General features: G+C 41.9%; 19 protein-coding genes, 1 pseudogene, 1 riboswitch and 1 other annotated feature. Of the genes and pseudogenes, 1 reads left to right on the top strand and 19 read right to left on the bottom strand.

The genetic code is table 11. The features are described 5' to 3' along the window. From A5870_RS09345 to A5870_RS09400, 11 genes and pseudogenes are all read right to left on the bottom strand, one after another. Positions 1-759 carry an ABC transporter ATP-binding protein gene (locus A5870_RS09345; RefSeq protein WP_010749611.1) on the bottom strand — a complete coding sequence of 253 codons (759 nt, stop codon included), beginning with the start codon at positions 757-759 and terminating at the stop codon, positions 1-3. Positions 760-852: 93 nt separating this feature from the next. Beyond that, complete coding sequence (locus tag A5870_RS09350) at positions 853-1,836, bottom strand: sensor histidine kinase (protein ID WP_086292510.1); 984 nt, start codon at positions 1,834-1,836, stop codon at positions 853-855. Then, positions 1,829-2,521 (bottom strand): response regulator transcription factor, encoded by a 693-nt coding sequence (locus tag A5870_RS09355; RefSeq protein WP_086292512.1) that lies wholly within the window; start codon positions 2,519-2,521, stop codon positions 1,829-1,831. Before A5870_RS09355 ends, A5870_RS09350 begins: the two co-directional genes overlap by 8 nt. Before the next feature lie 108 nt (positions 2,522-2,629). Further along, positions 2,630-3,459 (bottom strand): annotated as a pseudogene (locus tag A5870_RS09360) (prenyltransferase). A gap of 330 nt (positions 3,460-3,789) precedes the next feature. Next, complete coding sequence (locus A5870_RS09365; protein WP_086292515.1) at positions 3,790-4,218, bottom strand: VOC family protein; 429 nt, start codon at positions 4,216-4,218, stop codon at positions 3,790-3,792. A gap of 74 nt (positions 4,219-4,292) precedes the next feature. After that, positions 4,293-5,954 (bottom strand): phosphoenolpyruvate carboxykinase (ATP), encoded by a 1,662-nt coding sequence (locus A5870_RS09370; protein ID WP_086292517.1) that lies wholly within the window; start codon positions 5,952-5,954, stop codon positions 4,293-4,295. A gap of 423 nt (positions 5,955-6,377) precedes the next feature. Beyond that, entirely contained in the window at positions 6,378-7,745 is a 1,368-nt protein-coding gene (gene rlmD / locus A5870_RS09375; protein WP_086292519.1) for a 23S rRNA (uracil(1939)-C(5))-methyltransferase RlmD, read from the bottom strand. 240 nt (positions 7,746-7,985) lie between these two features. Further along, positions 7,986-9,824 carry a translational GTPase TypA gene (gene typA / locus A5870_RS09380; protein ID WP_005230064.1) on the bottom strand — a complete coding sequence of 613 codons (1,839 nt, stop codon included), beginning with the start codon at positions 9,822-9,824 and terminating at the stop codon, positions 7,986-7,988. Positions 9,825-9,953: 129 nt separating this feature from the next. Next, on the bottom strand, positions 9,954-10,721 hold the full coding sequence (locus A5870_RS09390) for an inositol monophosphatase family protein (RefSeq protein WP_086292521.1): 768 nt from the start codon (positions 10,719-10,721) through the stop codon (positions 9,954-9,956). Between the two features lie 8 nt (positions 10,722-10,729). Then, a complete protein-coding gene (locus A5870_RS09395; RefSeq protein WP_008381425.1) occupies positions 10,730-11,002 on the bottom strand; it encodes a UPF0223 family protein in 273 nt (90 codons plus the stop codon). A gap of 222 nt (positions 11,003-11,224) precedes the next feature. Continuing rightward, positions 11,225-12,115, bottom strand: coding sequence for a hypothetical protein (locus A5870_RS09400; protein ID WP_242595952.1), 891 nt, complete (start codon positions 12,113-12,115; stop codon positions 11,225-11,227). 188 nt (positions 12,116-12,303) lie between these two features. Between A5870_RS09400 and A5870_RS09405 the strand changes: the two genes are divergently transcribed. After that, positions 12,304-12,828, top strand: coding sequence for a type 1 glutamine amidotransferase domain-containing protein (locus tag A5870_RS09405; RefSeq protein WP_077453782.1), 525 nt, complete (start codon positions 12,304-12,306; stop codon positions 12,826-12,828). 72 nt (positions 12,829-12,900) lie between these two features. Here the strand turns inward: A5870_RS09405 and A5870_RS09410 are convergent, their stop codons facing one another. From A5870_RS09410 to wecB, 8 genes are all read right to left on the bottom strand, one after another. Beyond that, entirely contained in the window at positions 12,901-14,100 is a 1,200-nt protein-coding gene (locus A5870_RS09410; protein ID WP_086292522.1) for an MFS transporter, read from the bottom strand. Positions 14,101-14,262: 162 nt separating this feature from the next. Continuing rightward, positions 14,263-15,534, bottom strand: a complete 1,272-nt coding sequence (locus A5870_RS09415) for an O-acetylhomoserine aminocarboxypropyltransferase/cysteine synthase family protein (RefSeq protein WP_086292524.1) — start codon at positions 15,532-15,534, stop codon at positions 14,263-14,265. Between the two features lie 50 nt (positions 15,535-15,584). Continuing rightward, positions 15,585-15,838 (bottom strand) — a binding site (T-box leader). Between the two features lie 110 nt (positions 15,839-15,948). Further along, positions 15,949-17,355, bottom strand: coding sequence for a dihydrolipoyl dehydrogenase (lpdA, locus tag A5870_RS09420; protein WP_005230052.1), 1,407 nt, complete (start codon positions 17,353-17,355; stop codon positions 15,949-15,951). Positions 17,356-17,362: 7 nt separating this feature from the next. After that, positions 17,363-19,009, bottom strand: a complete 1,647-nt coding sequence (locus tag A5870_RS09425; protein ID WP_086292526.1) for a dihydrolipoyllysine-residue acetyltransferase — start codon at positions 19,007-19,009, stop codon at positions 17,363-17,365. Positions 19,010-19,034: 25 nt separating this feature from the next. Continuing rightward, positions 19,035-20,012 carry an alpha-ketoacid dehydrogenase subunit beta gene (locus tag A5870_RS09430; RefSeq protein ID WP_086292528.1) on the bottom strand — a complete coding sequence of 326 codons (978 nt, stop codon included), beginning with the start codon at positions 20,010-20,012 and terminating at the stop codon, positions 19,035-19,037. A 2-nt stretch (positions 20,013-20,014) separates the two neighbouring features. Continuing rightward, a complete protein-coding gene (pdhA, locus tag A5870_RS09435; RefSeq protein WP_005231936.1) occupies positions 20,015-21,124 on the bottom strand; it encodes a pyruvate dehydrogenase (acetyl-transferring) E1 component subunit alpha in 1,110 nt (369 codons plus the stop codon). Between the two features lie 434 nt (positions 21,125-21,558). Further along, positions 21,559-24,150 (bottom strand): magnesium-translocating P-type ATPase, encoded by a 2,592-nt coding sequence (gene mgtA / locus A5870_RS09445; RefSeq protein WP_086292530.1) that lies wholly within the window; start codon positions 24,148-24,150, stop codon positions 21,559-21,561. A gap of 187 nt (positions 24,151-24,337) precedes the next feature. Beyond that, a riboswitch (M-box (ykoK) riboswitch) is annotated at positions 24,338-24,509 on the bottom strand. 389 nt (positions 24,510-24,898) lie between these two features. Continuing rightward, a complete protein-coding gene (gene wecB, locus A5870_RS09450) occupies positions 24,899-25,999 on the bottom strand; it encodes a non-hydrolyzing UDP-N-acetylglucosamine 2-epimerase (protein WP_086292532.1) in 1,101 nt (366 codons plus the stop codon). Positions 26,000-26,047 lie beyond the last annotated feature (48 nt).

Below are 26,047 nucleotides of genomic sequence, written 5' to 3' on the forward strand. Positions count from 1 at the left end.
TTACTCCTCCTTTGCAAAGACAGCAGTCATTGTTTCGGCGATTGCTTCTAGAAAAGCGGTATTGCTGCGATCCCCTCGATACAGCTGGTGAAACACATACCCGTCTTTGATAAACAAGACGCGTTGTGCGCGACTGGCTGCGATCGAACTGTGAGTGACCATCACGATCGTCTGTCCATTTTGATTGATCTGTTGAAATAATGTCAGCAGTTGATCAGAGGTTTTCGAATCCAGCGCTCCGGTTGGCTCATCTGCTAAAAGCAGTTCTGGTTTTGTGATGATCGCTCGTGCGACAGCAACTCGTTGCTTTTGTCCGCCAGACAATTCATACGGATAGTGCTGCAATAAATCGGCGATCCCTAAAGTTTGTACGATGGGCTGAAGCTGTTTTTCCATTTGTTTGACGGAAACTTTCGATAAAACTAATGGCAATAAAATATTGTCCTTTACTGAAAAGGTGTCCAACAAATTAAAGTCTTGAAAAACAAAGCCTAAGTGATCCCGTCGAAAACTCGCTGCGTCTTTTTCTTTGATCGTGGTCAAATCGATGCCATTCAGCTGCATTTCACCCGCTGTCGGTTGATCTAACGTTGCCATCAAGTTCAGCAGCGTACTCTTTCCCGAACCTGATTCCCCCATGATAGCGACATATTCCCCTTCTTCTACCATAAAGGTAATATTTTTCAACGCTTCAACGGGTTGTCCGTTCAGCTGGCTTTGATAGATTTTTTTTACTTGTTGAATGTTTAAAAGTGTCATCTTGTTCCCTCCTTCCTTTTTAGAATAAGCTGACTGGCAGAAAAAATCGACTTACAATAAAAACCGCAAACTTACAGTGTTGAAAGTTTGCGGCTATCGGTTATTTGTGGTGGGAAAATGAAGCGTGACGATGGTTCCGTGTCCTACTTCAGAATCAATCGCTAAACGGCAGCCGATTTTTTCAGCCGCTTGTTGACTCATATATAAGCCTAGCCCGCTCGCTCGTTGCTGAAAGCGACCATTTTGTCCCGTATATCCTTTCTCAAAAACCCTTGGCAAGTCTTCCTTGCGAATACCAATGCCGCTATCTTGAATCACCAAGGCATTATTTTTAGTGAAAACGTTGATGCTACCGGTTTCGGTATACTTCAAGCTGTTGAAAAGAACCAGTTCAAAAATAAAAACGAGCCACTTTCGATCAGATGTCACCGTCAAATCCACCGCCATGTCCAGTTGCAGATTCTTTTTCGAGAAAAACAAGGCATACTTTTTGATCGTTTGACGAACGAGGGGCGCTAAAGCAATCGACTCAAAGACAAAATCTTCATTCGCTAAATTTTGTCGTAAATAATTCAACATCATTTGCAAGTAATCATTCACCTTAAATAATTCCGCTTTGACCTCCGTCGGTGACAACGAATCGCTTTGCACCAAAAGATCTAGCGCCGCTAGAGGCGTTTTGATTTGATGAAGCCACAAACCGAAATCTTCATAAATTTCTTCATTTTTCATGGTTGCTTTGTAATCGGACAGCGTTTTTTCTTTTGCCAGCTGCCTTAGAAGGGCTTGGTATTCGTCTTCTAAACGATTTCGAGTGGCAGGCAAGAACGCCAACGCCGCTTCCGTCATACGTTCTTTTCTTAATAAATGCTGCAGCTGCTTTCTTTTTTGTGCGTAACGAAAATAATGAAAAAGGGAAAGTCCCCCTAAGATCACCCCTGAAAAGACCACATAGTCAATGAAGGGCTCCAATGAAAGGCTATGGAGAAAGAATAGCCCAAATAAGCCCGCACTAAATAGCAGGTAAACGAGATAAAACTTTCCATAAAGCACGAAATATTCTTTCACGTTAGTCATAGGCGTGTTCCTTTTCGATCAAATAGCCTTTATTCTTTACCGTTTGGATCAAATCGGATAGTTCGATCTGGCTTAATTTTTTTCGCAAGCGGGTCATATTGACCGCTAATGTGTTATTATCGATGAATTCTTCACTATTCCAGAGCATTTCAATGATGGTCTCTTTGGCTACGATCTTCCCTCGATGCTGCAAAAGCAAGGAAAGAATCCGAGCTTCATTTGGAGACAGTGGTAACTGTTCCCCCTGTTTTTTTAATACATTTTCTGTGGGATAAAAGGTTACTTGCCCTATCTCAAAGGTCAGCGCTTGTTGGTGGCTATACTGATAGCTGCGCCGCAGCAACGCTTGGATTTTTGCTAAAACGAAGGCTAAATTAAAGGGTTTTGTTAAATAATCATCCGCCCCCATGTTCATCGCCATGATCTGATTCATCTGTTGATCCATCGACGAAAGGAAAATGATCGGCACTTCTGACGTCTTGCGAATTTCTTGGCACCAATGATACCCGTTGTAATAAGGCAGCGAAATATCTAAAAGAACGAGATCCGGTTTGATCTCATGAAACTCTTGCAAGATACTAGCAAAATTCTTCGCCGAAACACATTCGTACCCCCATTGCTGCAAATATTCTGCTAAAACAGAGACGATCGTTGCATCATCTTCAACAAGATATATTTTTTGCATGTCTTTCTCCCCTCTGTTGTTTAATCAACTGCTTCTATACAGACAGTGTACCAGAAAAGAAAAAGAATCGTCTAGATGAGGGAAAACTTTCAAAGGGCTGTTTTTTCCTCAATCCTCTGCCAATCGAGCAAGGATTTCTTGGTAACGCTGTGTAGCAAAGGGACTGATTTGTCCTTTTTTACAAAAATTCAGTTTCCCCAGTTTTGGTACGACCCGTTCTACGATGACATTGCCATTTTGAACTTTTGATTCAAACTGCTGCAAAGCCTCCAAAACCGTGCGTCTTTTCCGGCAGCAGGATAAAAAGACAAGACATACAGATAATAAAAAAGATTGTACCCTCTAAAGGGATATTCTGTCTGCATAAATAATGTGCCCATCCCATAATGACAAGGACTGATTGGCTGCCGGATCTCCCAATGAGCAAGCAAAAATTCGATTGCTTGATGAAGCGTTTCCATCTGCTCACGATCATGAGTATATCGAAAGGCATCAAGGACCGTTAACGTCGTCATTGGAGTAGAAAAGTGGGTCTCCGGTCCGCGACCAAAACTATACTTATTACACTTCCAGCCGCCATCTGCTTCCTGAGTAGCAAGAAAATAGTGAAAGGTCTGTTGCAGCCGTTGGTCCCTTGCGTAACCAAGAGCACACAGCGTTCGCAAAGCCTGTGCTGTATGACAAGGATAGATCCCCCCTGACGGCGAAATTTTAAATCTGCCATCTTCTCTCCATCCTTGAAAGATCAATGCAGCTGTCTCTTTTAATAAGTTCTCCTCACGAGACATACCAAGTTCAAGTAAATAATGAGGACACTCTAAGGTTGTAAAGGGTGCTCCTTTTAGTAATTTATGGTCTGGCGTCGACCATAAATCGACACCATGATCATATTGATGGGAAATGATTGCTTCGATATCTTGCTGAATGCTCTGATCCATATTGATCTTCCTCCATCTCTTAAGTGTCCTGCGATCAACGCAACAATCCTTATTGACCCACAGTGCAACAGCTTCTAGAATGATAAAATCGACGTTTTTCAACACATAAGTTAGATTTTCATCTTCGAATTGTCCAAATGAATTTTAGAAATCAAATAGTTTTTCAAGAGGGACGTACTAAAAAAAGAGTGGTCTAGTTTTCCTGATGACAGGTTCGAAAAAAGTTTGTCTCTGATATCGCATGGTCATTCGAACCCCATAATGAAAGATCACCTGAATAGGAACACGTTCACGCAACAAGTTCATGCCACGCTCTTTTAGTTTAAAGAATCAGGCATAATGAAATAGTTCAAAACGAATGCCTTCTGGGCTTTCAAAGAATAAGGCATAGTAGTTAGGGGCGATGCGCTCTTTGTATTCCATTGGTCGATCGTGAAGGATCTTTACCCCTAAAGCTTTTATTTTGGGAAAAATCGCATCTACTACTTCGCGGCTTTCCGCCTTAAATGCTATGTGCTGAACAGAGCCAGGTTTTCTTGAATCGATTTTCTCGTTCTTCCATTCTTTTCGTGGGGAACAAATACCGAAATCAAATGAATCCCCTATATATTCTACTACTTCCATCTCGGCATGTTCTAAATACCCAGAATATTTCTTTTGAAGGTCGAAACCTAATAGTGCAAATAATTGGTCATAAAAGCCTTCTGCTTTTTTTACATCATTGACTGTGATTTGGATATGGTGAAACTGAATGCTCATAATCGCTCCTTTCTGGCTAACCAAATAAGTGTTTCAGGAAGAAAAGCCGCTTGCGAAAGTTTGATTCAATTGAATTAACTAGGAAGCTCACTTAATTTAGAAATCACCTTTTCCATTGCCTTTGCTACTTCTTTAGGCAGCTTATTATAACCGTCATTTTCTGTTTCTTGAGCCAAAATAAAGTCCAGCCGTCCTTGCATTCGCTCTCTTAAATAAGCAACATAAGAGGCATCTTGAAAATCAACTTCAAAGTCTGTTACTGGCAGGAAACTCATCTCTGTGATCCCGCCAAAATTTTTAAATTCAGCCTCATCTTCTACGATTTTTTCAATCGATGTCAGCGTGATTTCAGGCGTGACTTTCTTGTCTTTGAAAAAGCCTGTATTTAGAATATAACAAGCCGTTTGGTTTTCTTTGAATAAGTGCATGAAATGGGCAAAATCTTCCCCTAAAGGATAGACTCTAAATGGATTGGCATAAGGTTCGATGACCAGTTTATCTATATCCGTGGTCTCGACAATATGTTCAGCTGTCGTGCGCTTCGTAGCTAAGGTCAAACCAAAAACAGCGGCTAAAATCGGATCGTCAATTTTTACTACAGGAGGCAGCGTGTCATCTTTCATGATCCAAAATACGGCATCGATCGGCGAATCTAAATGGTCCACCCGATTAGGTGTGACATATCGTGATTTGACGGTTCGACCATTCCCATTACGAATATCTTGGGTCACGAGGACCTTTTTTCCTTTCTCGTCTAAAGTAACCCCAACATTTTGACAGGTGATAAAGTAGCGGACATTTGGGTTGGTTAATGGATAGTCTTGCGTTTTATCAAAATAAGAAGGCTCCAGAGCAGTGGAGGCACCCTTTGTTTGATTAATCACAAATGCATCGTCATGCAGAACCTTGATCTCATATTTGCCATCATGTTCCGCCAATGTGATAGTCGATTTTCCTGATCCTGAAAGACCAAAAGCAGCCATCGTAAATGTTCGATTCGGTAACTGATATTGCTTCATTCCCCCATGACACGCCACAAAGCCATTGCGATGCGCGGTAGCCCAAGCCAAAGTTAATGTCGCTTTTTTCAATTCACCAAAATAGTTTAAGCCTAAGACTGCCGCAACATTGTGTTCAGGATCAAAGAGAGACAGCCCATAAGGAAAATCAGGATGAGACCAATCTGGATCAGCGTACAAAAAAATGTCCGTCTCTGGATATTCTTTGGAACGTTGATACCTTTCCTCCCATGATTTCGTCATCAATTGAAAATTCAACAAATAAGAGTAAAAATTGGTTTCATAGTGCTCTGGTAACAACAGGTGAGCTTTGACCATAAACGCTTCGTCTAATCCTACAACAACTTCACTGCCATAAAATTTTTTACGTGTCCCTTGAAACAAAGCATCTCTTAAAATCCCTTCATACAATTTTCGATCAATCCCGGGATGTCCGATGATGCGTCGAGCTGCCGCTGTCCGCCCGACTACTTTCCCGTCATTAAACACGATGACTTTTGCATCCTCTGGTAAACCTAGCTCTTCGGTGTTGGTGACCGGCATATCCGTAAGAATAGCGCCAGAAGATTCTTTTGCTAAGTGATAAGCAGTGGCTAGATCATCAATCCAAGTGACATTGTTCCCATAAAAAGCTGACTCTATCAACACTTTAAAACTCGACAAATGCGTATTCTGCGGTGTAATCTCTTTGTGTGAAAATGCACGAATCGTTGCCATGTGCAATCCCTCCTAACAAAAATTTTCTATTCACTACGTTTATTATAATACTTTCTAATCACCACATGCCATATTTTTATACACATTAACTATAAATTGCCGACAAACCATTTTGTTAAAGGATTTGGCTGTCTGCATATTTGAAGCTTCACTGCTTTTTGCATTGATTTTTTCCCTGCTCATCAATAGTGAGAAAGAACAAAAAAAACTGGAACAGAAAGAGTGTCTTTCAGTTCCAGTTTTTGGTTTTATCTTTCATCCATTCTAAACGTCACAATCGACGTAATTAGAGAGACAAATGGGTTATAGTTGCTTATTTCTCAATTGACTCGCTTTCTCTAGTAACTTTGGTATCGTAAGGTTTTATGACAATTACCATAAAAAGAATTCACGGTCAAAATTGCTGAAAAAACTTGTTATTTCTTAACGACGTTCTAACAACACGACACACTCCACATGGGTCGTTTGCGGGAACAAATCAACAGGTTGGACTTCCTTTGTCACATACCCTTCTTCCGCAAACAATGCGAGGTCACGAGCCAAGGTTGCTGGATTGCAGGAAATGTAGACGATGCGCTCTGGTTTAACCGCAGCGGTCGTTTCGATAAAGCTAGCATCTAAACCTTTGCGAGGTGGATCAACGAAGACGACTGTCGGTTGAATGCCTTCACGTAGCCATTGCGGCATGATTTTTTCGGCTTTTCCGATAAAGTAATGCACGTTTTCGACACCATTTCTTTTGGCATTGGCTTTGGCATCGTTCACTGCTTCAGGAATGACTTCCATCCCTAACACTTCTTTCACGCGATCAGCCAAACTGATCCCGATCGTTCCGATTCCTGCATAGGCATCCACAACGACATCATTTTCAGACAGTTGTGCCATCTCGAAGGCGGTTTGGTACAAGACTTCTGTTTGCGCTGTGTTGACTTGGTAGAAAGATTTCGCTGAGATTTGGAAGGTTTTGCCTAATAATTGATCATCGATCGATGACTTGCCATACAAAACACGCTCGAACTCGCCCATGATCACATTAGTTTTTTCTTCATTGATGTTTTGAATGACAGAAACAACTTCTGGAATCTCTTCGTGGATCACTTCCGCGATCTCTTCTCCCTTGAAGAATTTCGGTTTACGTGTCACTAATACGACCATCATTTCACCTGAGTGATGCCCACGACGAACGACAATGTGGCGTAAGAACCCTTCATGGGCTTCTTCATTGTAGGCTTTGACATTGAAGCGCTGCAAAATATCTCTGACTTTGATGATTGCTTGATCGATGTTTGGATCTTGAATATAAAAGTCTTCGATCGGTACCAGAGTATGGCTATTTTTGCGGTAAAATCCAGTCGTTAATTTCCCATGAATCTTTTGCACAGGGATTTGCGCTTTGTTGCGGTAACCAAATGGTTTTTCCATTCCGATTGGTGCATTGACCTTGATTTCAGGCAGTTTGGCGATTTTAGCCAAAACATTCTCTACTTGCTGCTGTTTGAAGGCTAATTGTTTGTCATAGCTCAAATGACTCAATGGGGCGATCCCAGTGCGCAACAATGCTTCATTCGGTAATTCTTGCCGATCAGGACTCGCTTGCAACAGTTTCATCACTTTGGCAAAACCAAATTTGTTGCCGACTTTCAACACTTTGACTAAGGCACGTTCATATGGCAGGGTGTTTTCAATAAATAATAAGTACCCATCGACTTTGGCGATCCCATTTCCTTCATGGGAAAGGTCCAAAATATCGACTTCAAGTTCCTGATTCTTTTTAACAGGATAATTTTTCATAGATTTCTCCTTTGTGCTTACTTTCTCCATTTTAAAAAGGAATGGTCGAAATTGCAAGCGGTGCTTATTTTAACGTTTCAACAGATCGGGTAGACGTGCAAAAAAGAACCGAAGGAGGGAAATCGGCTGATTGCTTTTCTAGGGGTTGCGGCGAAGAGCCGCTGCACCACAGGAGCAATCCCTTTTCCATCCTTCGGAAAATCGAACAGATCAGAAGTTGGTAAAAACCTTGATCATTGTTTATTTGTCAGCTGTTTTTTTCTTTTTCTGTGATTTTTCCCGTTCGCTCTTGTTTAAGATTTGTTTTCTCAAACGAATGCTTTCTGGTGTTACTTCACAGTATTCGTCATCGTTCAAGAACTCCAATGATTCTTCTAGTGAAAGGATTCTTGGTTTTTTGATGACAGATGTTTGGTCTTTCGTTGCTGAACGGACGTTGGTCATTTGTTTTGCCTTCGTAATATTGACCGTTAAGTCATTGTCACGAGAGTTTTCGCCGACGATCATTCCTTCATATACTTCAGTACCTGGTTCAACGAAGACCGTTCCACGTTCTTCAATACTCATGATTGAGTAAGTCGTTGCTTTTCCTGTATCGATCGATACAAGTGCGCCGTGGTGGCGTCCGCCGATTTGCCCTTGAATCATTGGCAAGTATTGGTCGAAGGTGTGGTGCATGATACCGTAGCCGCGAGTCATTGATAAGAATTCTGTCGTATAGCCGATCAAGCCACGAGCTGGTGCTAAGAAAATGATCCGTACTTGTCCATTTCCAGTATTGATCATATCTTGCATTTCTGCTTTACGAATTCCTAGTGATTCAATCACTGAACCCATGTATTCTTCTGGTGTGTCGATTTGCACCCGTTCAAATGGTTCGCATTTCACGCCATCAATTTCGCGTTCGATAACTTCTGGACGAGAAACTTGCAATTCAAAGCCTTCACGACGCATGTTTTCGATCAAGATCGATAAATGAAGTTCGCCACGTCCTGAAACAGTCCAAGAATCTGGTCCGATTGGTTCAACACGTAGAGACACGTCTGTTTGTAGTTGCGCCATCAAGCGTTCTTCAATTTTACGAGCGGTTACGAATTTCCCTTCACGACCTGCAAATGGTGAGTTGTTCACGACAAAGGTCATTTGTAACGTTGGCTCATCAATGTGTAAAACAGGCAATGAATCTTGGTGATCGATCGGTGTGACTGTTTCACCAACGAAGATGTCTTCCATCCCAGAAACAGCGATCAAATCGCCAGCTTTCGCTTCTTGGATCTCTAAACGTTTCAAACCGAAGAAACCGAATAATTTTGTGACACGGAATTTCTTCACTTGGCCATCAAGTTTCATCAAAGCAACTTGGTCGCCAACTTTGATCGTTCCACGGAAGACACGTCCGATTCCGATACGTCCAACGTAGTCATTGTAATCAAGTAAAGATACTTGGAATTGCAATGGCTCATCGCTATTGTCGATTGGTGCTGGAATGTGTTTTACGATCGTATCAAACAATGGTGCCATCGTTTTTTGTTGGTCGGCAGGATCATCTGATTCACTTGAGGTTCCGTTGATCGCTGAAGCGTAGATCACTGGGAAGTCCAATTGGTCATCATCGGCACCTAATTCGATAAATAGTTCTAAGACTTCATCTACCACGTGCTCAGGACGAGCAGATGGTTTGTCGATTTTGTTAACAACAACGATTGGGACTAAATGTTGTTCCAATGCTTTTTTCAATACGAAACGTGTTTGAGGCATCGTTCCTTCATAAGCATCAACAACTAAAACCACACCATCGACCATTTTCATGATCCGCTCTACTTCACCACCGAAGTCCGCGTGTCCTGGGGTATCCATGATATTGATTTTGGTTCCGTTGTATTCAACCGCTGTATTTTTCGCTAAGATCGTGATACCACGTTCTTTTTCGATCGCATTTGAATCCATCGCCCGTTCTTGTAATTGGGTATGGCTATCTAACGTTTGGGATTGTTTCAATAATTCATCAACTAATGTAGTTTTTCCGTGGTCAACGTGGGCAATAATAGCGACGTTGCGGATATCATTTCTAATATTCAATTTATAAACTCCTTTTTTGGTGACATTGCACTCGACAAGCCATTATACCAGAATTTCTTTCTGAAATATAGTGCAAAGTTTTCATTTTTACAGAAAAAACCAGATATTAAAAAAATATCTGGTTTTTTCTTATTGATTGACGATCGCCAATAATTCTTCAAAAGCTTTCGGTGTACCGCCGACAAACAATTCCCGTCCATTCAGGGATAATGGCTCACCTTTGATGTTTGCCATTTTTAATCCAAGGGTTTCTAACAAAACGCCCCCTGGCGCATAATCCCATGGCGCAAGATGAGAAAGATAGCCTGCTCTTTGTCCTTTAGCGAGGGCGATCAGCTCTACTCCAGCACATCCAGTCATACGAATACCTAATGCTTTGTCACTGACCTCAGTTTCATGGTGGCGGTTATGGATCAACATGGGTGAATTCAAGCCAACGAGACCTTCGGATAAGGCAATATCTTTCGGGGGTTCGATCTTCTTGTCATTGTTATAGACACCAATCTCTGGACCACCCCATAAGAATTCATCTTTCATGACATTATAGACAAAGCCAAAGCGCCCTTTGCCCTCTTCGTAAATCGCGATCATGATACAAAAGTTTTCTTTTTCTAAAACGAAATTCATCGTTCCATCGATCGGATCAATGATGAAGACCCGCCCACTCATGTCAGCAAGTGTGTCCAGACCGTTTTCTTCACCTAAAATTTTGGCATCCGGATCATAGGATTGGATCTTACCAATCAGAAAATCTTGCGTGGCTTTATCCAATTCTGTCACTAAGTCTTTCCGTCCTGATTTTGTCTCGACCACCAAGTCTTCTTTATTTAAATTGTCTTTGATCGTTTCGCCTGCAGCGATCATCCACTGGCGAACTTCATTAACTATTTCATGCATTCGTTGATCTACCCTTTCATTTTTAGTTTTCCCTCAGTCTTTTTCGCTGCCTGCACGGCATGGTATAACGAATAGCCTGATAGTTCTTCAAATTCTCTACCTAAACGGCGTTCCTCGCCAATGCTGGGAACGACTTTTTTAAAGGCTTGATACGCCTCAAGAAACGTACTACTAGGAAGGCCTTTTTCATAGGCTTGTTCTAACCGTTCCCACATCTTCATGACGACGACCATTTCATCCGTCGACCAATCTAAGTCCAGAGGATATTGATAATCCCGCATATTACCACTCCTATTCATCTTATTCAGTGTACCACAAAATTGAAAATAGGTCAGAGCCTCCACTGCAAAAAAAGGTACATCCTGGCAATGAATGTACCTCTTGTTTACAAACTATTGGGATTTTTAGAAGCTGAACTCCATGAATCTCAAATAAGAAGGAAATTCCTTTGTTCTTTCAACGAGATCGCTGATTAAAAGATGGCCGATTTCAAAAAGGTTCGTCTAGAAAAGCCCGCAAAAACAAAAAATTTTAATGATAGCAATTGATTTCCACCACTGTTTACTAATGAAAAACTCTGGGTAATCCGTTCCCCATTGCCATGGAATGACAAATGATCCGTCTGCTTGTTGGTGTTCTAAAATTTTTTGAGCTTCTTTTTTACATAATTCTTCACTAAAGATCCCAAGCAGCTGCTCTCTTGTAAAGAAAAAATTTGAAGGTTTGCTGACATAAGATGTGAACCACTCTTCTGGCTCGTTTGAGACTGTATGGCGAATTTGCTGGAATAAGATCTCGCGAAAGCATTCATTTGCTAAAACAGGCTGATACTGGATTTCTTCACAGTCTTGTAATAATTCTAGATAGACGACTAATGTGTGCATTTCACTGGTTGGCTCATTAAGAAAACTTGCAACCGCTGTTTCGGCGATTGCTTGTGCTTTTTGATAGAGGGTCGTTTCCCCTGTCCTTAAGATCGTACCAGCTAGACTGACCGTTGGGTTGTCTGCTGGCACGCCCACAGGACTCTCCCACCAAATCGCATGCGGATAGGATACCGTTGACGGCACTTGGTTGAACCATTTCCCTTCAGAAAATTCTTTTCCACTAGCTAAATACCTTAGAATCCCTTGGACTTGTGGATTTGTCGAATGAAGGCATTCAAGCTCTCTTAAAATTCGACATGCCTCCCACACTGCAATTGGTGTACTGTTGGGATTCCAATGATCAGGTTCCAAACCATGCCCATACCCCCCATCTTCATTTTGGTAGACTTGTAACGCCTGTAAGACAGCCTCGCGAGATCCATTTTCAAAATGGTACTGCCAACGAGCAAGGTCTACAGGGCGCGCGTTTTTGTAAATAAATTTCCGAGCTTTTTCGAATGCTTCCACATCTTCGCCTCCTTTGGCTTTCTTTTATTATCGCTTACTTTCCTAATGATTATAACGCTTACATCAATACCATTTCTCTGAATGACCATTCTCAAAATAGCTTCTTGGCATTTTTCAAGAAGCATACTTTTGGTGTTTCCCTCTGCATGATGTTACAGTAAGAATAACAAGAAAAAGGAGGAATTCTCTTGCGTTTAGAAAACAAAAAAATCATTGCCTTAGTCGACAATGATTTCGAAGATTTAGAACTGTGGTATCCGGTCCATCGGTTACGGGAAGAAGGCGCACAAGTCGATTTAGTCGGTGAAGAAGCGCATAAAACGTATATTGGCAAATACGGCGTACCCGCAGAATCAGCCTTTGCTTTTTCTGATATTCATGCCGATGACTACGATGCCATCTTAGTTCCAGGTGGTTGGGCGCCTGATAAATTACGACGTTTCCCAGAGGTCATCTCTTTCGTGCAAACGATGGACAAAGACCAAAAAATCATTGGTCAAATCTGTCATGCAGGCTGGGTCTTGATTTCTGCGAATATCCTGCAAGGCAAGACAGTCACCAGTACGCCAGGCATCAAAGATGATATGACAAATGCTGGGGCCACATGGGTCGATACACCTGTTGTTACGGATGGACATATCGTTTCCAGCCGCCGTCCCCCAGATCTACCAGACTATATGCGGGAATTTATCGCTGTATTAGAAAAGAAATAGTACCCGTTGATCAGATTCAAAAGAGTTGCGACCGAAGCAAATACGGCCGCAACTCTTTTTTTTAACTATCGATCATTCACTTATGATCGCTAATTTCTTGTCGCTTTTAGGGATTTTTTTCACACCGATAAAGGTCAATGCAGCACCCAAAACGGCAAACCCAGTCCCAATCAAAAGCATTTCCCAGACACCGAAGCTTTGGATCAGCATCCCCCCCAAAAGATTGCCGATCACGCCACCGATCGTGGTAGCAATGATAATAATCGTTTGTCCAAAAACCCGATCTTCATCTGCCAAACTATGGTTGAACAAATAAGCCGAAGCTGGAATAAACAAAGCAAAACTAATCCCTTGCATCAAATGGCTCATTTCCATCAGGATGATGGAGCTGATCAACAGCATCAGCACCCCACGAATGGCAAAGGCAACACTGGACAGCAACAGCCAAAAACGACTAGAACGTATCCTCACTAACTGTTCAAAGAAAATCATGCCTGGCAATTCACATAACGCCGCAATCATCAGGGCGATGCCAACTTCCTTACTGCCACCGCCAATATCGGCAAAAATTTGTGCCAAAAAACTGTTGATCATCGTGTGGAAGCTGAAGAGAAAGCTAAACCCGACAAAGAGAAAGAGTAAAAAAGGATATTTTTTCAAAAAGGCACCTGAATGACTTTGTTCTGTAAGTATCACGGGCATTTCTGGCTTCTTGATCGCTGGCAGCAAAAGCAAAATAATGAGAAACAAAACGGCTTGCCCGATAGCGATCATTGGCAACAGGGCTGCCGAAAACTCCTCTAAGAGCTGCCCCAGTAAAAAGGAAGTACCCGCAAATCCTAGTGACCCACCGGCACGGGAAAAGCCAAAATTGATTTTGTTGCCGCTATTCGTGTATTCAAATGCCAAGGCGTTGAGAAAGGACTGCATGGAAACGAGCAAAATCCCTCCTAAAACATAAGTCAGTATCGATAATGCAGGGAAAATCACACCTGCTAAGAGCACCGTGACCACGCCGATTGTCATCGTTTTCAAGACAACGATCAGCGGTACTTTGCTTTTTTTGATAATGACTTGACTGATGAAGGGCTGCAAAATCGTAGACGCAATATTGACTAGGGCTAAAATACCGCCAATTTTTGCCGGATCGACCTTGAAATAAATCAAAAAGAGTGTCGCAAAGCCATAGATTGAGCAAAACATCATCCAATAAAGAAATTGCAAACTTGTGTAGTAAAACCGAATCCTCTTGTCACTTGCATGATTACGCATACATCCCCCACCTTATCCATATTCCTTAGCAACTAAATATAGCATAGAACCGATGGATTTACTATCCTTCTATCAACAGAAACCGCAGTTTTATTTGAAACACTAACCCACAACAAAAAAGCGCAGCATAGTATCCTGCGCTTTTCCTACTTATCCAACTATTTAGAGCTGTTGAAAAGCTTGTGTGAGATCTTCCAATAGATCATCGATGTTTTCCAATCCAATGGATAAGCGAATCGTCTCTGGACGAATTTTGGCTGCTGCAAGTTCTTCTACGCTAAGCTGGGAATGGGTCGTCGAAGCTGGATGAATGATCAAGGACTTTGCATCGCCAACGTTCGCCAGTAGCGAGAAGAGGTTAGTTGCGCCACAAAAGGTTTTGCTTGCTTCTGCCCCACCCTTTAATCCGAAGGAAAAGACCGAACTGGTTCCTTTGGGGAAATACTCCTGCGCCCGTTCAAAATAGGGGCTGTCCGGCAGGGTTGGGAAATGAACCCAAGAAACTTCCGAGTGCTTGGCTAAAAATTCAGCAACTTGTTGCGCATTTTCTACATGACGTTCCATCCGCAACGAAAGCGTCTCGATGCCTAACAGCAACACCCATGAATTGAAGGGAGAAATCGCAGCGCCTGTATCCCGTAAAAGAATCGTTCGTGCCCGAGTGATGTAGGCAGCGTTACCAGCGGCTTCTACCCATGAGATTCCATGGTAGCTATGATCGGGATCGACCAGCTTGGGAAATTTGCCATTTGTCCAATCAAAGTTGCCGCTGTCGATAATGGCCCCTCCCAAAGCAGCACCGTGACCACCGAGGTATTTTGTCGTGGAATAAACGACGATGTCCGCCCCATGCTCAAATCCTCGAAACAGATAGGGAGTCGCAAAGGTATTGTCAATGATGAGGGGAATCCCTGCTTCATGAGCGATCGCTGCAATCTTTTTAAAGTCGGCAATACCAATATCTGGATTGCCTAAAGACTCTAGAAAAACTGCTTTAGTATTTTCTTGGATGGCTGCTTTTAGTGCTGCCAGATCTTCACTATCAACAAAGCTTGTAGTGATGCCAAAATCTGGCAACGTATGAGCGAATAAATTATAGGTCCCCCCATAAATTGAAGCAGCAGAAACGATATGATCTCCTGCTTGTGCAAGATTTAAAATCGCATAGGTGATCGCTGCTGAGCCAGAAGCCGTTGCTAACGCACCGACACCGCCTTCTAAGAGGGCTAATCGTTCTTCTAGAACAGCCGTTGTCGGATTGGTAATACGGGTATAGATATTGCCATTTTCACTAAGACTAAATCTCGCTGCCGCTTGATCTGCGTCCTCAAACACATACGATGTGGTTTGATAAATGGGTACGGCGCGACTCCCTGTGGTAGGATCTGGTGTTTGTCCTCCGTGTAATTGAATCGTCTCAAATCTTTCTGTCATACTATTCCTCCTTAATAATACAAATAAAAAAGCCCTCTGATATCGAGATATCAAAGGACGTGTTTACGTGTTACCACCTTTATTCAAGCAGACTTTCCAGCATGCTTCTCAGCAAGTACGCGACAAATAAACGTCGTTATACTCTGACGCGATAGCGGGCGCACCCGGATCTTCTTATCTTTCGTACAAGTTCAGAAGATCACCTCTGAGGCCATTTTCGATTGATTCTACAAGTTCTTCTTGCACCCTACGAAGACTCTCTAGGCTTGCCAAATCAATGTACTTTCCTCATCAACGGTTGAAATATTAAGAGCATCGTATCATTTCCAGAAGATTCTGTCAATAGCTTAGGATCGCTTTATTTTTGGTGATAAAAAAACTCGTTCACCAAATGATGAACGAGTTTCAAAAAGCTTAAATGTGGATTGGTAAACCTAGAGCTAACTCAGCAGCATCCATTGTGATCTCACCTAGAGATGGATGTGGATGGATGGTTAAAGCGATATCTTCTGCGTTCATGCCAGATTCAATAGCAAGAGCAAGTTCTGAAACCATATCGCTTGCTCCTAGACCAGCAATTTGCGCACCGATGATCACATTGTCTTCAACCGTTGTTACTAAGCGGATGAATCCTTCAGTTTTTCCTAGAGATAACGCACGACCGTTACCTGAGAATGGGAATTTGAATGCTTTTGCTTCAATTCCAGCATCTTTGGCATCTTTGATCGTCATACCGACAGAAGCCAATTCTGGGTCAGTAAAGGCAACTGCTGGCATCGCTTTGTAATCAACGGCAACTTTTTTACCAGAGATTGCTTCAGCAGCGATTTTTGCTTCGTAGCTAGCTTTATGTGCTAATGCAGCACCAGGTACGATATCACCAATTGCGTAGATGTTTGATACGTTGGTACGGCCTTGTTTGTCAACCGTGATCAATCCGCGTTCGCCTACTTCAACACCTGCTTGTTCTAAGCCCATGTCATCAGTATTTGGACGACGACCAACAGTAACCATTACGTAATCAGCAGTAACTGATTCTTCTTTACCATCTACGGCATATTTCACAGTTACGCTATCGCCATTGTCAATTGCTTCTTTCGCCATTGCGTTGGTAACGACTGTTACACCTTTTTTCGCAAAGTCTTCTTCAACCAATTTGACCATGTCTTTTTCATAGGTTGGCAAGATTTGAGGAGAGCCTTCAAGGATCGTTACTTCTGCCCCTAGGTTTGCATAAGCTGCACCTAGTTCAGAACCGATGACACCGCCACCGATAACAACGAATTTTTTAGGAACTTCTTTTAATGCCAATCCGCCAGTTGAATCAAGAACACGTCCGCCGAATTTGAAACCAGGGATTTCAATTGGACGAGAACCTGTTGCGATGATTGCATTGTTGAAAGAGTATGTTTGTGCTGAATCTGGGTGGATGACACGCAATGTGTGATCATCAACGAAGAAAGCTTCTCCTTCAATCGTTTCTACTTTGTGTTTTTTCAATAGGAAACCAACACCTGAAGTTAATGTTTTAACGACTTTGTTGTCTTTCCATTCTTGAGTTTTGGTAAAATCAAGGGAAACATTTTCACTTGTTACACCAAACATTGTTGAATCCAAAGATTCTTGGTAATGATGACCTGCAGCGATCAAGGCTTTTGAAGGGATACAACCAACGTTCAAACAAACGCCGCCGATATATTCTCTTTCAATGATTGCTACTTTTTGTCCCATTTCAGCAGCGCGGATGGCAGCTACATAGCCGCCAGGTCCCGCACCGATTACAACTGTATCTAATTCAACAGCAAAATCTCCAACTACCATTTGTTAATCATCCTTCCATCATTAATAGCTCTGGATCAGCTAATAGACGTTTGATATTATTCATTGCTTGTTGCGCTGTTGCGCCATCAACGATACGGTGGTCGAAGCTTAATGAAAGTTTCATCACACGTCCGACAACGATTTCGCCTTCAGCGTTTACGATTGGTTGTTGCGCGATCGTACCTACACCCAAAATAGCTACTTCAGGGTAGTTGATTACTGGAGTGAACCAGCCGCCACCAACTGAACCGATGTTACTGATTGTGATGGTACCATTACGCATATCATCTGCAGCCAATTTGCCGTCATGAGCAAGTTTTGCTTTTTCGTTGATTTCATCAGCGATAGCAAACATGCCTTTACGATCTGCATCTTTTACGTTTGGTACATACAACCCATGGTCAGTATCTGTTGCGATACCGATGTTGTAATAGTTTTTGTATACGATCTCTTGTTTTGCATCATCGATTGACGCATTCAAGATAGGGAATTTTTTCACTGTTGCAGTCAATGCTTTTACAACATATGGTAAGAAAGTAAGTTTTGTGCCGTTTGCAGCAGCAACTTCTTTGAATTTCTTACGGTTATCCCATAGGTTTGTTACTTCAACTTCATCATGCAAGGTTACATGAGGTGCTGTTTGTTTGCTGTTTACCATCGCTTTAGCGATTGCTTTACGGGTAGGTGTTAAGGCAACACGTTCTTCTAAATCACCTAAGTTTGATTTGAAGGCTTTTGCTGGAGCTGCTGGTTTGCTTTCAGTTGCTGCAGCTTTTGTTTCTTCTTTCGCAGGAGCTTGAGTTTCAGCTTTTGCAGCTTGTCCGCCACCTGATAGGAAGTTTTCGATATCTTCTTTTGTTACACGGCCGCCTTTACCTGTTGCTGATACTTGAGAAATATCAACATCTTTTTCGCGAGCAAATTGACGGACAGAAGGCATAGCCAAGACACGTTTGTTAGGATCTGCTGCTTCAACAACACTTGCTGAACCAGAAGTTTCCACTTTTTCTTTTGGTGCTTCTGCAGGTGCGCTTGATGAAGCAGGCGCACTGTTGTGACCAGGTACGTCGATTTCAACTAAAACATCCCCAACATTTGCAACTGTTCCTTCAGCAACAACGATGTTTTTCACTGTTCCTGTTACTGGAGATGGGATTTCTTCCACTGATTTGTCGTTTTGAACTTCAAGCAACGTATCATCTTCATTGATGGTATCTCCTGCTTTAACGAACCATTTTACGATTTCGCCTTCTGCAATCCCTTCACCGATATCTGGTAATTTGAATTGGAAAACGCCTGCGCCTTCAGAAGAACCAGCTGATGCTTCAGCCGTTTCCGTTGTAGGTTCTGCCGCTGGTTTTGCTGGTGTTTGAGACTCTGCTGCTACACCTGCATCGCCTTCGTTGTCTTCATGTCCTGGTGCATCGATCTCAACAAGGACATCCCCAACGTTTGCGATTGTACCTTCCGGGACAACGATGTTTTTCACTGTTCCTGTTACTGGAGATGGAATTTCTTCCACTGATTTATCATTTTGAACTTCTAGTAAGGTATCATCTTCATTGATGGTATCCCCTGCTTTGACGAACCATTTTACGATTTCGCCTTCTGCAATTCCTTCACCGATATCCGGTAATTTAAATTGAAATGCCATTTTCTATTCTTCCCTTCTTCAACTATTAAAAGTTCACGATTTCTTTCACTTTGTCTTCGATGTCTTTTGCATTTGGCAACCAAATGTTTTCAGCTTGACCGAATGGGAAGATCGTATCTGGTGCAGACACGCGTCCGATTGGAGCTTCTAGTGATAGAACCGCACGTTCAGAAATTTCAGAAACGACTTGAGCGCCAACACCTGCTTGTTTTTGTGCTTCTTGAACGACAACTACACGACCAGTTTTTTCAACTGATTTGATGATTGTTTCAACATCAAGAGGAGCAACTGTACGCAAGTCGATGATTTCAACGTTGATGTTTTCTTTTGCTAAGTTGTCAGCAGCTTTGATTGCTTCACGAACCATCGCACCATAAGTGATGATTGAAACATCAGAACCTTCACGAGTTACTGCTGCTTTGTCTAAAGGAACTTCGTATGCTTCTTCTGGCACTTCTTCACGGAATGAACGGTAAAGTTTCATGTGCTCTAAGAAAACAACTGGGTCATTGCTGCGGATAGAAGCAATCAATAATCCTTTTGCATCATATGGGTTTGATGGAATAACGACACGGATACCAGGTGATTGAGCGATCAATCCTTCCAAGTTATCTGAGTGTAATTCTGGTGTGTGCACACCGCCACCAAATGGTGAGCGAATAGTGATTGGTAAATTACGTGTACCACCCATACGGTAACGAGTACGCGCCATTTGACCAACGATTTCGTCAAATGTTTCAAATACGAAACCAAAGAATTGGATTTCTGGAACTGGACGGAAACCTTCTAATGCTAAACCGAAAGCCAAGCCGCCGATACCAGATTCAGCAAGAGGGGTATCGAAGACACGATCTTCGCCGAATTTTTCTTGTAAACCTTCTGTTGCACGGAAAACCCCGCCGTTTTTACCGACATCTTCACCAAAGACTAAAATCTCTTTGTCATTTTCCATTTCAACAGCTAAGGCATCTGTAATTGCTTGAATCATTGTTTTTTGTGCCATGACTATTTCGACTCCTTCGCTTCGTAAGTTGCAATTTGTTCTTTAATGTTTTGTGGTTGAACTTCAAACATGTTTTTCAAGAAATCTGAAACTTTTTGTTTTGGCACGCGGTCAGCTTCAGCGATCGCTGCTTTGATTTCTTCTTTTGTTTGTTCAATGACTTGTTCTTCTTTTTCTTCAGACCAAAGTCCTTTTTCAGTTAAGTAAGTACGGAAACGTACCAATGGATCTTTTTGTTGCCATTCGCTGTCCATGTCTTTTGAACGGTAACGGGTTGGATCATCACCAGACAAGGTATGTGGACCGTAACGGTAAGTCAAGGTTTCAATCAATACAGGACCGTTGCCGTTTGCTGCCCATTCACGAGCTGCTTTAGAAACATAGTACACTGCCAATGGATCCATACCGTCAACTTGGATACCAGGGATCCCAGCTGCTGCAGCTTTTTGTGCCAAGGTTGGTGCCGCACTTTGTACTTCACGAGGTGTAGAGATCGCAAAACCATTGTTTTGGATGTAGAATACAGCGTTTGCATGGTAAGCCCCTGCAAAGTTGATTGCTTCATAGAAGTCCCCTTGTGAAGAACCGCCATCACCTGTATAAGTAAATACTACATTTTTCTTGTTACGTTTTTTCAATCCTAAAGCAACACCGGCTGCTTGGACGTATTGTGCACCAATGATGATTTGTGGTGGCAATGCTTTTAAATCTTCTGGGTAAAGGTTCCCAGCAACGTGACCACGTGACCATAAGAAAGCTTCTTTCAATGGCAGGCCGTGTTGGATCAATTGTGGTACATCACGGTAACCAGGTAATAAAACGTCTTCTTTTTCAAAAGCAAATTGACTTGCTAATTGGCTTGCTTCTTGTCCAGCAGTTGGCGCGAAGAAACCTAGACGACCTTGACGGTTTAACGCAGTTGAGCGTTGGTCTAATACACGAGACCATACCATACGAGTCATCAATTCAACTAATTCGTCGTCACTTAAATCTGGTACTAACTCTTGATTTACAATTTTCCCGTCTTTGTCCAAAGCTTGGTAAGTTGGAAAATCCGCATTGACTTGCTCCAAAATCGCTTGGAAATCAAGTGCTTTTTGTTTTTTTGCCATCTTGACACACTTTCCTCTCTGATATAAAAATTCACTTTCGTATGTAACAGGGTTTAAATCTGTACTATCGAAATTTCATTTACTCTTATAAATTATCATTTAACTTCGAAAATGACAAGTGAAAAGGGTATTTTTTTTAATAAAAGAATTCCCACTGTAGCAACTCTTAAGAAAACATTAGTGAAATTAATCACATTAAAGCAATCGCTTTCTTCGATTTTTTCTTTTCAGATTCTTTTTTTTATTTAAGAATAGTACAGCAATCATCATTATACAAAACAGATTAAGCATAATCCTTTTATTATCACTTGTGAAAGATTCGACTTGAATCTAAGAGAAATTTCTTAATATGAGAAAAAAATAATACAGAGAACGGATAAAAAGAAACAGATCGGCGATTCTCCCCCTGTTAGGAAGAACGCCGACCTGTTTTTTTAAATCCATTCTCTCGTGACATGAATGTAAATGCGTTTCGCAAACTCAACTGTTACTAAATAAGCTAGATTGATACCGACATACCATGGCCAGTAACTTGATGGCAGTGCTGCAAAATCAAAGACGGTATGCAATGGCGTCAAGATGACTAAGAAGCCAACTGCAATCGCTAGAACACTTGAAATCAAAACTGCAGGTGATGCGATACTTTTGATAAATGGTAATTTTCTCGTTCTGATCATGTGAACGACTAAGGTTTGTGTCGTTAAGCCAATCATAAACCATCCTGCTTGGAACAAGGCTTGCTCTTGGATGGTATTTGCACTAAAGACATGCCACATCATAAAGAAGGTCAAAATATCGAAGATGCTGCTAACAGGTCCAATGCCCACGGTAAACTTCAATAGTCCACCCACTTGCCATTTAACTGGTTTTTCTAACTCTTCTTTATCTACGTTGTCCCATGGAATCGTCAATTGGGCCATATCGTACACCAAGTTTTGAACCAACAGTTGAATGGACAACATTGGTAAGAAAGGTAAAAAGGCACTAGCAACTAAAATCGAGAACACATTCCCGAAATTCGAACTCAAAGTCATTTTGATGTACTTCATCATATTGGTAAATACTTTGCGGCCTTCGATGACCCCTTTATCAAGGACATTCAAACTTTTTTCTAATAAAATGATCGAGCTGGCATCTTTGGTGATATCTGCTGCGGTATCAACTGAGATACCAACATCTGCCGTGCGTAAAGCAGGTGCATCGTTGATGCCATCTCCCATAAAGCCGACCGTATGACCTGCCGCTTGAATGGTTTCAATGATTCGGGATTTTTGCATTGGATTTAATTTTGCAAACAGATTAGTTTTTGCAGCTTTCTCTGCTAACTCTTCATCTGACAGATGATCTATATCGGTTCCTAACAAGTATTCATCTGCATCGATCCCAACATCTCGACAAACTTTTTGCGCAACGATCGCATTATCTCCCGTCAGCACTTTGACATTGATGCCATGGCCATGTAAAGAAGCAATCGCTGTTTTTGCTGTTTCTTTTGCTGGATCTAAGAAGCCCATAAAGCCAATCATGATCATGTCTTGTTCATCTTCTACAGAATAAACGGCATCTGCGTGAGCATCACGTTTTACAGCAACAGTCAACACGCGCATTCCTTGTTTGTTCAAGCGCAAATTCACTTGACGCAATTGTTCTCTCAATTGAGGAGTCAATTCCATCACTTTGCCATCAACTTCTACATACTTGCAGACTTGTTCCATTTCCTCGGCTGCCCCTTTAGTGACCATCAGTTGATGACCATCTGCATTGACCACAACCGTCAAGCGGCGACGTGAGAAGTCAAACGGAATCTCATCGATTTTTGTCACATCGTTAAATGGCGCTGACAAGCCTTCTTCTTCATAGTAGTTTAAGACAGCAATATCCATCAGGTTTTTCCACCCTGTTTGATAGTAAGAATTTAAATACGTCATATCAAGGACTTGTTTATCTTCTACGCCAAATGGGTTTAAATGCTGTACCAGTACAACACGATCTTCGGTGATCGTACCCGTTTTATCGGTACATAAAACATCCATTGCGCCTAAGTTTTGTATAGAAGGCAACTCTTTGACGATCACTTTTTCTTTTGATAAAGAGATCGCCCCTTTGGCTAAGTTACTGGTGACGATCATTGGTAGCATTTCTGGCGTCAAACCAACTGCTACTGCAATCGCGAAGAACAACGCTTCGCCCCAATCGCCCTTGGTCAAACCATTGATCAGTAAAACGATTGGGAAAAGAACCATGACCATTCGCAACAATAGTTTGCTGACTTTCGTTAAGCCATCTTCAAAAGTTGTTTTGCCGCGTTTCGTGGTCGCATTTTTAGCTATATCGCCAAAGAATGTACTTTGACCGGTTTTCAATATAATGGCTTTTCCTTGACCACTTAAGACATCGGTACCCATGAAAACAAGATCTTGCATATCTAGTGCAGAAATTTGTTCATCACTTTCTTTGATCCCAGCATCCACAAATTTTTCAACTGGCATTGACTCGCCAGTTAATGATGATTGATTGATAAATAAATCTTTGGTCCAAATCAAGATGGCATCAGCAGGGATCATATCGCCGGTTGCTAAGGTGACGATGTCTCCTGGAACGACTTCATCCATTGGAATTTCTCTCGTGATACCATCTCGAGTGACGGAACAAGTATTTTCAATAAGTTCTTTTAACGCTAAGCTTGCTTTTTGGGAACGGTATTCTTGGACGAAAGTAATCATGACACTTGCCAAAATCATGATTCCCATCACGATCACTGCTTCAATATCGCCTGTTACAAAAGAAATAACCATTAATAATGCCAAAACTAACACAAAAGGATCTTTGAAAGCACCTAGGATCATCAACCAAGCAGGTGTTGGTTTTTGCGCATCCACTTTGTTTGGACCATACTCTGCCAAACGTTCTGCAGCATCTTCTTCCGATAACCCTTGGAAAGATGTCCGCATTTCCATCAGCAATTCTCTTTCGGTCAATTTTGCCAGTAATTTTAATTCTTGATCTTTCGATAGTTTTTTTAACATCTTTTTTTCCTCCTAGCACTTAGGAGTTGCTTACGCCACCCCTAGCGATTCGATAATTACTCCGCTGTTTCATCTGGGGACTGGGGTATTCCATGTGAATCTTCCTTTCTTTTTATTAGGTAAGTCACTGTGGAACGCGCGTAAAAGACACAAAAAAACGCACGCTCCCAATAAGCATGCGTAAAAAACTCATGATCATTGTAGAGCTTTAGCACTATAGGGCGTAGATAGCAAATCTGCTATCAGCTACTTTGGGTTTAACCTTCACGATTAGACCTGTCCTACCAACTAAGTATCTCTCGATACTTTTGCGGCAGCAGCTTGTGTCCATATAGGAGCCTCACCTAACAATTATTTGTATAAAATGTCAGTTCGCCGGAAGTCTTCCTTCCAACTACCCACATAATAACTGCTATCCTAGCCAATGTCAACCGCAACAATGGAAAAAAGCACCCTTTTTTCTTAGATTTTCGTTCGTTTTTAAATGAAAGGTCTTACAATAAAATAACAATGTTAAAGAACTGTTGTGATTTTATACGTGATAAAACTTTTTTCATGAATAGATAGAAAGTTTCTCCTAACAAAAGCCATAGCACAACAAGCCGTTCGTCTATCCCCTTAAACGAGAAAATGAAAAAGATGATACAGTACATTCCTTAAACTTGCACAAAAAAATAGACAGCCATTTATCAAATAGCTGTCTAATCATCTATTGTTTTTCATACTGAGAGATTGTTCTTTCTAACTCTCACGAAAAATGTTCAACTAAAATCTGCAGGATTCGCTGGCTTGCTTTCCCATCGCCATAGGGATTTTCTGCATGTGCCATGGCATTGTAAGCTTCTGGATCTTCTAGCAGTCGCTTTGTTTCTTGATAAACCGCAGCTTCAGACGTACCGATCAGTTTTAACGTACCTGCAGCAATTCCTTCCGGACGCTCTGTTGTATCTCTCAGGACCAAAACAGGAACGCCTAACGACGGTGCTTCTTCTTGGACACCGCCAGAATCCGTTAAAATCAAGGTACTTTGATTGGCAACATTGTGAAAATCAATGACGTCTAAAGGCTCAATCAGCGTGACATTTTCTAGTTCCCCAAGTATCTCCATAGCAATCCCTCGGACTTGAGGATTCTTGTGCATAGGAAAAACCACTTTGATGGTTGGTTTCTCCTTAGCGATTTTCGCTAAAGCGCGGAAGACTTGCTGCATCGGAACACCTAAGTTCTCTCGACGGTGCATTGTCAGAAGAATCATGGTTTGATCTGCTGCGGAAAGTTCTGGATGCTGATAGTCCTCCGAGATCGTATAACGCATCGCATCAATGGCGGTATTCCCCGTTACAAAAATTGCATCTTTATTGCGATTTTCCGCTAATAAATTTTCTTTACTTTGGGCAGTTGGCGCAAAATAAAAATCCGCTAATACATCGATCAGCTGACGATTGGCTTCCTCCGGATAAGGAGATTTTTTGTTCCATGTACGCAAACCGGCTTCCACATGCCCCACAGGAATCTGCTGATAGAAGGCTGCCGTCGCGGCTGCATAAGCTGTGGTCGTATCCCCATGAACCAGCACGATATCAGGAGTTTCTTTTTGCAGGATCGGTTCTAGATCCAGTAAAACTTTGGTAGTAATCCCTGTCAAGGTTTGCCCTAAAGTCATAATATCCAGATCATAGTCTGGTGCGATCTCAAAAACCGTTAATACTTGATCCAACATTTCTCGATGCTGCGCCGTCACCACAACGATCGATTCAAAACGCGGGTCGTTTTCCAATTCCTTTACTAGTGGCGCCATTTTGATGGCTTCCGGTCTGGTACCGAACACTGACATCACTTTGATTGTCATTTGGTCACCCGCTCCTCTACTCTTCATTGCTTCTATTATAACGAAGAA

This window comes from Enterococcus sp. 2G9_DIV0600, from assembly GCF_002140615.1.
In the GTDB taxonomy this organism is placed as follows: domain Bacteria; phylum Bacillota; class Bacilli; order Lactobacillales; family Enterococcaceae; genus Enterococcus_D; species Enterococcus_D innesii.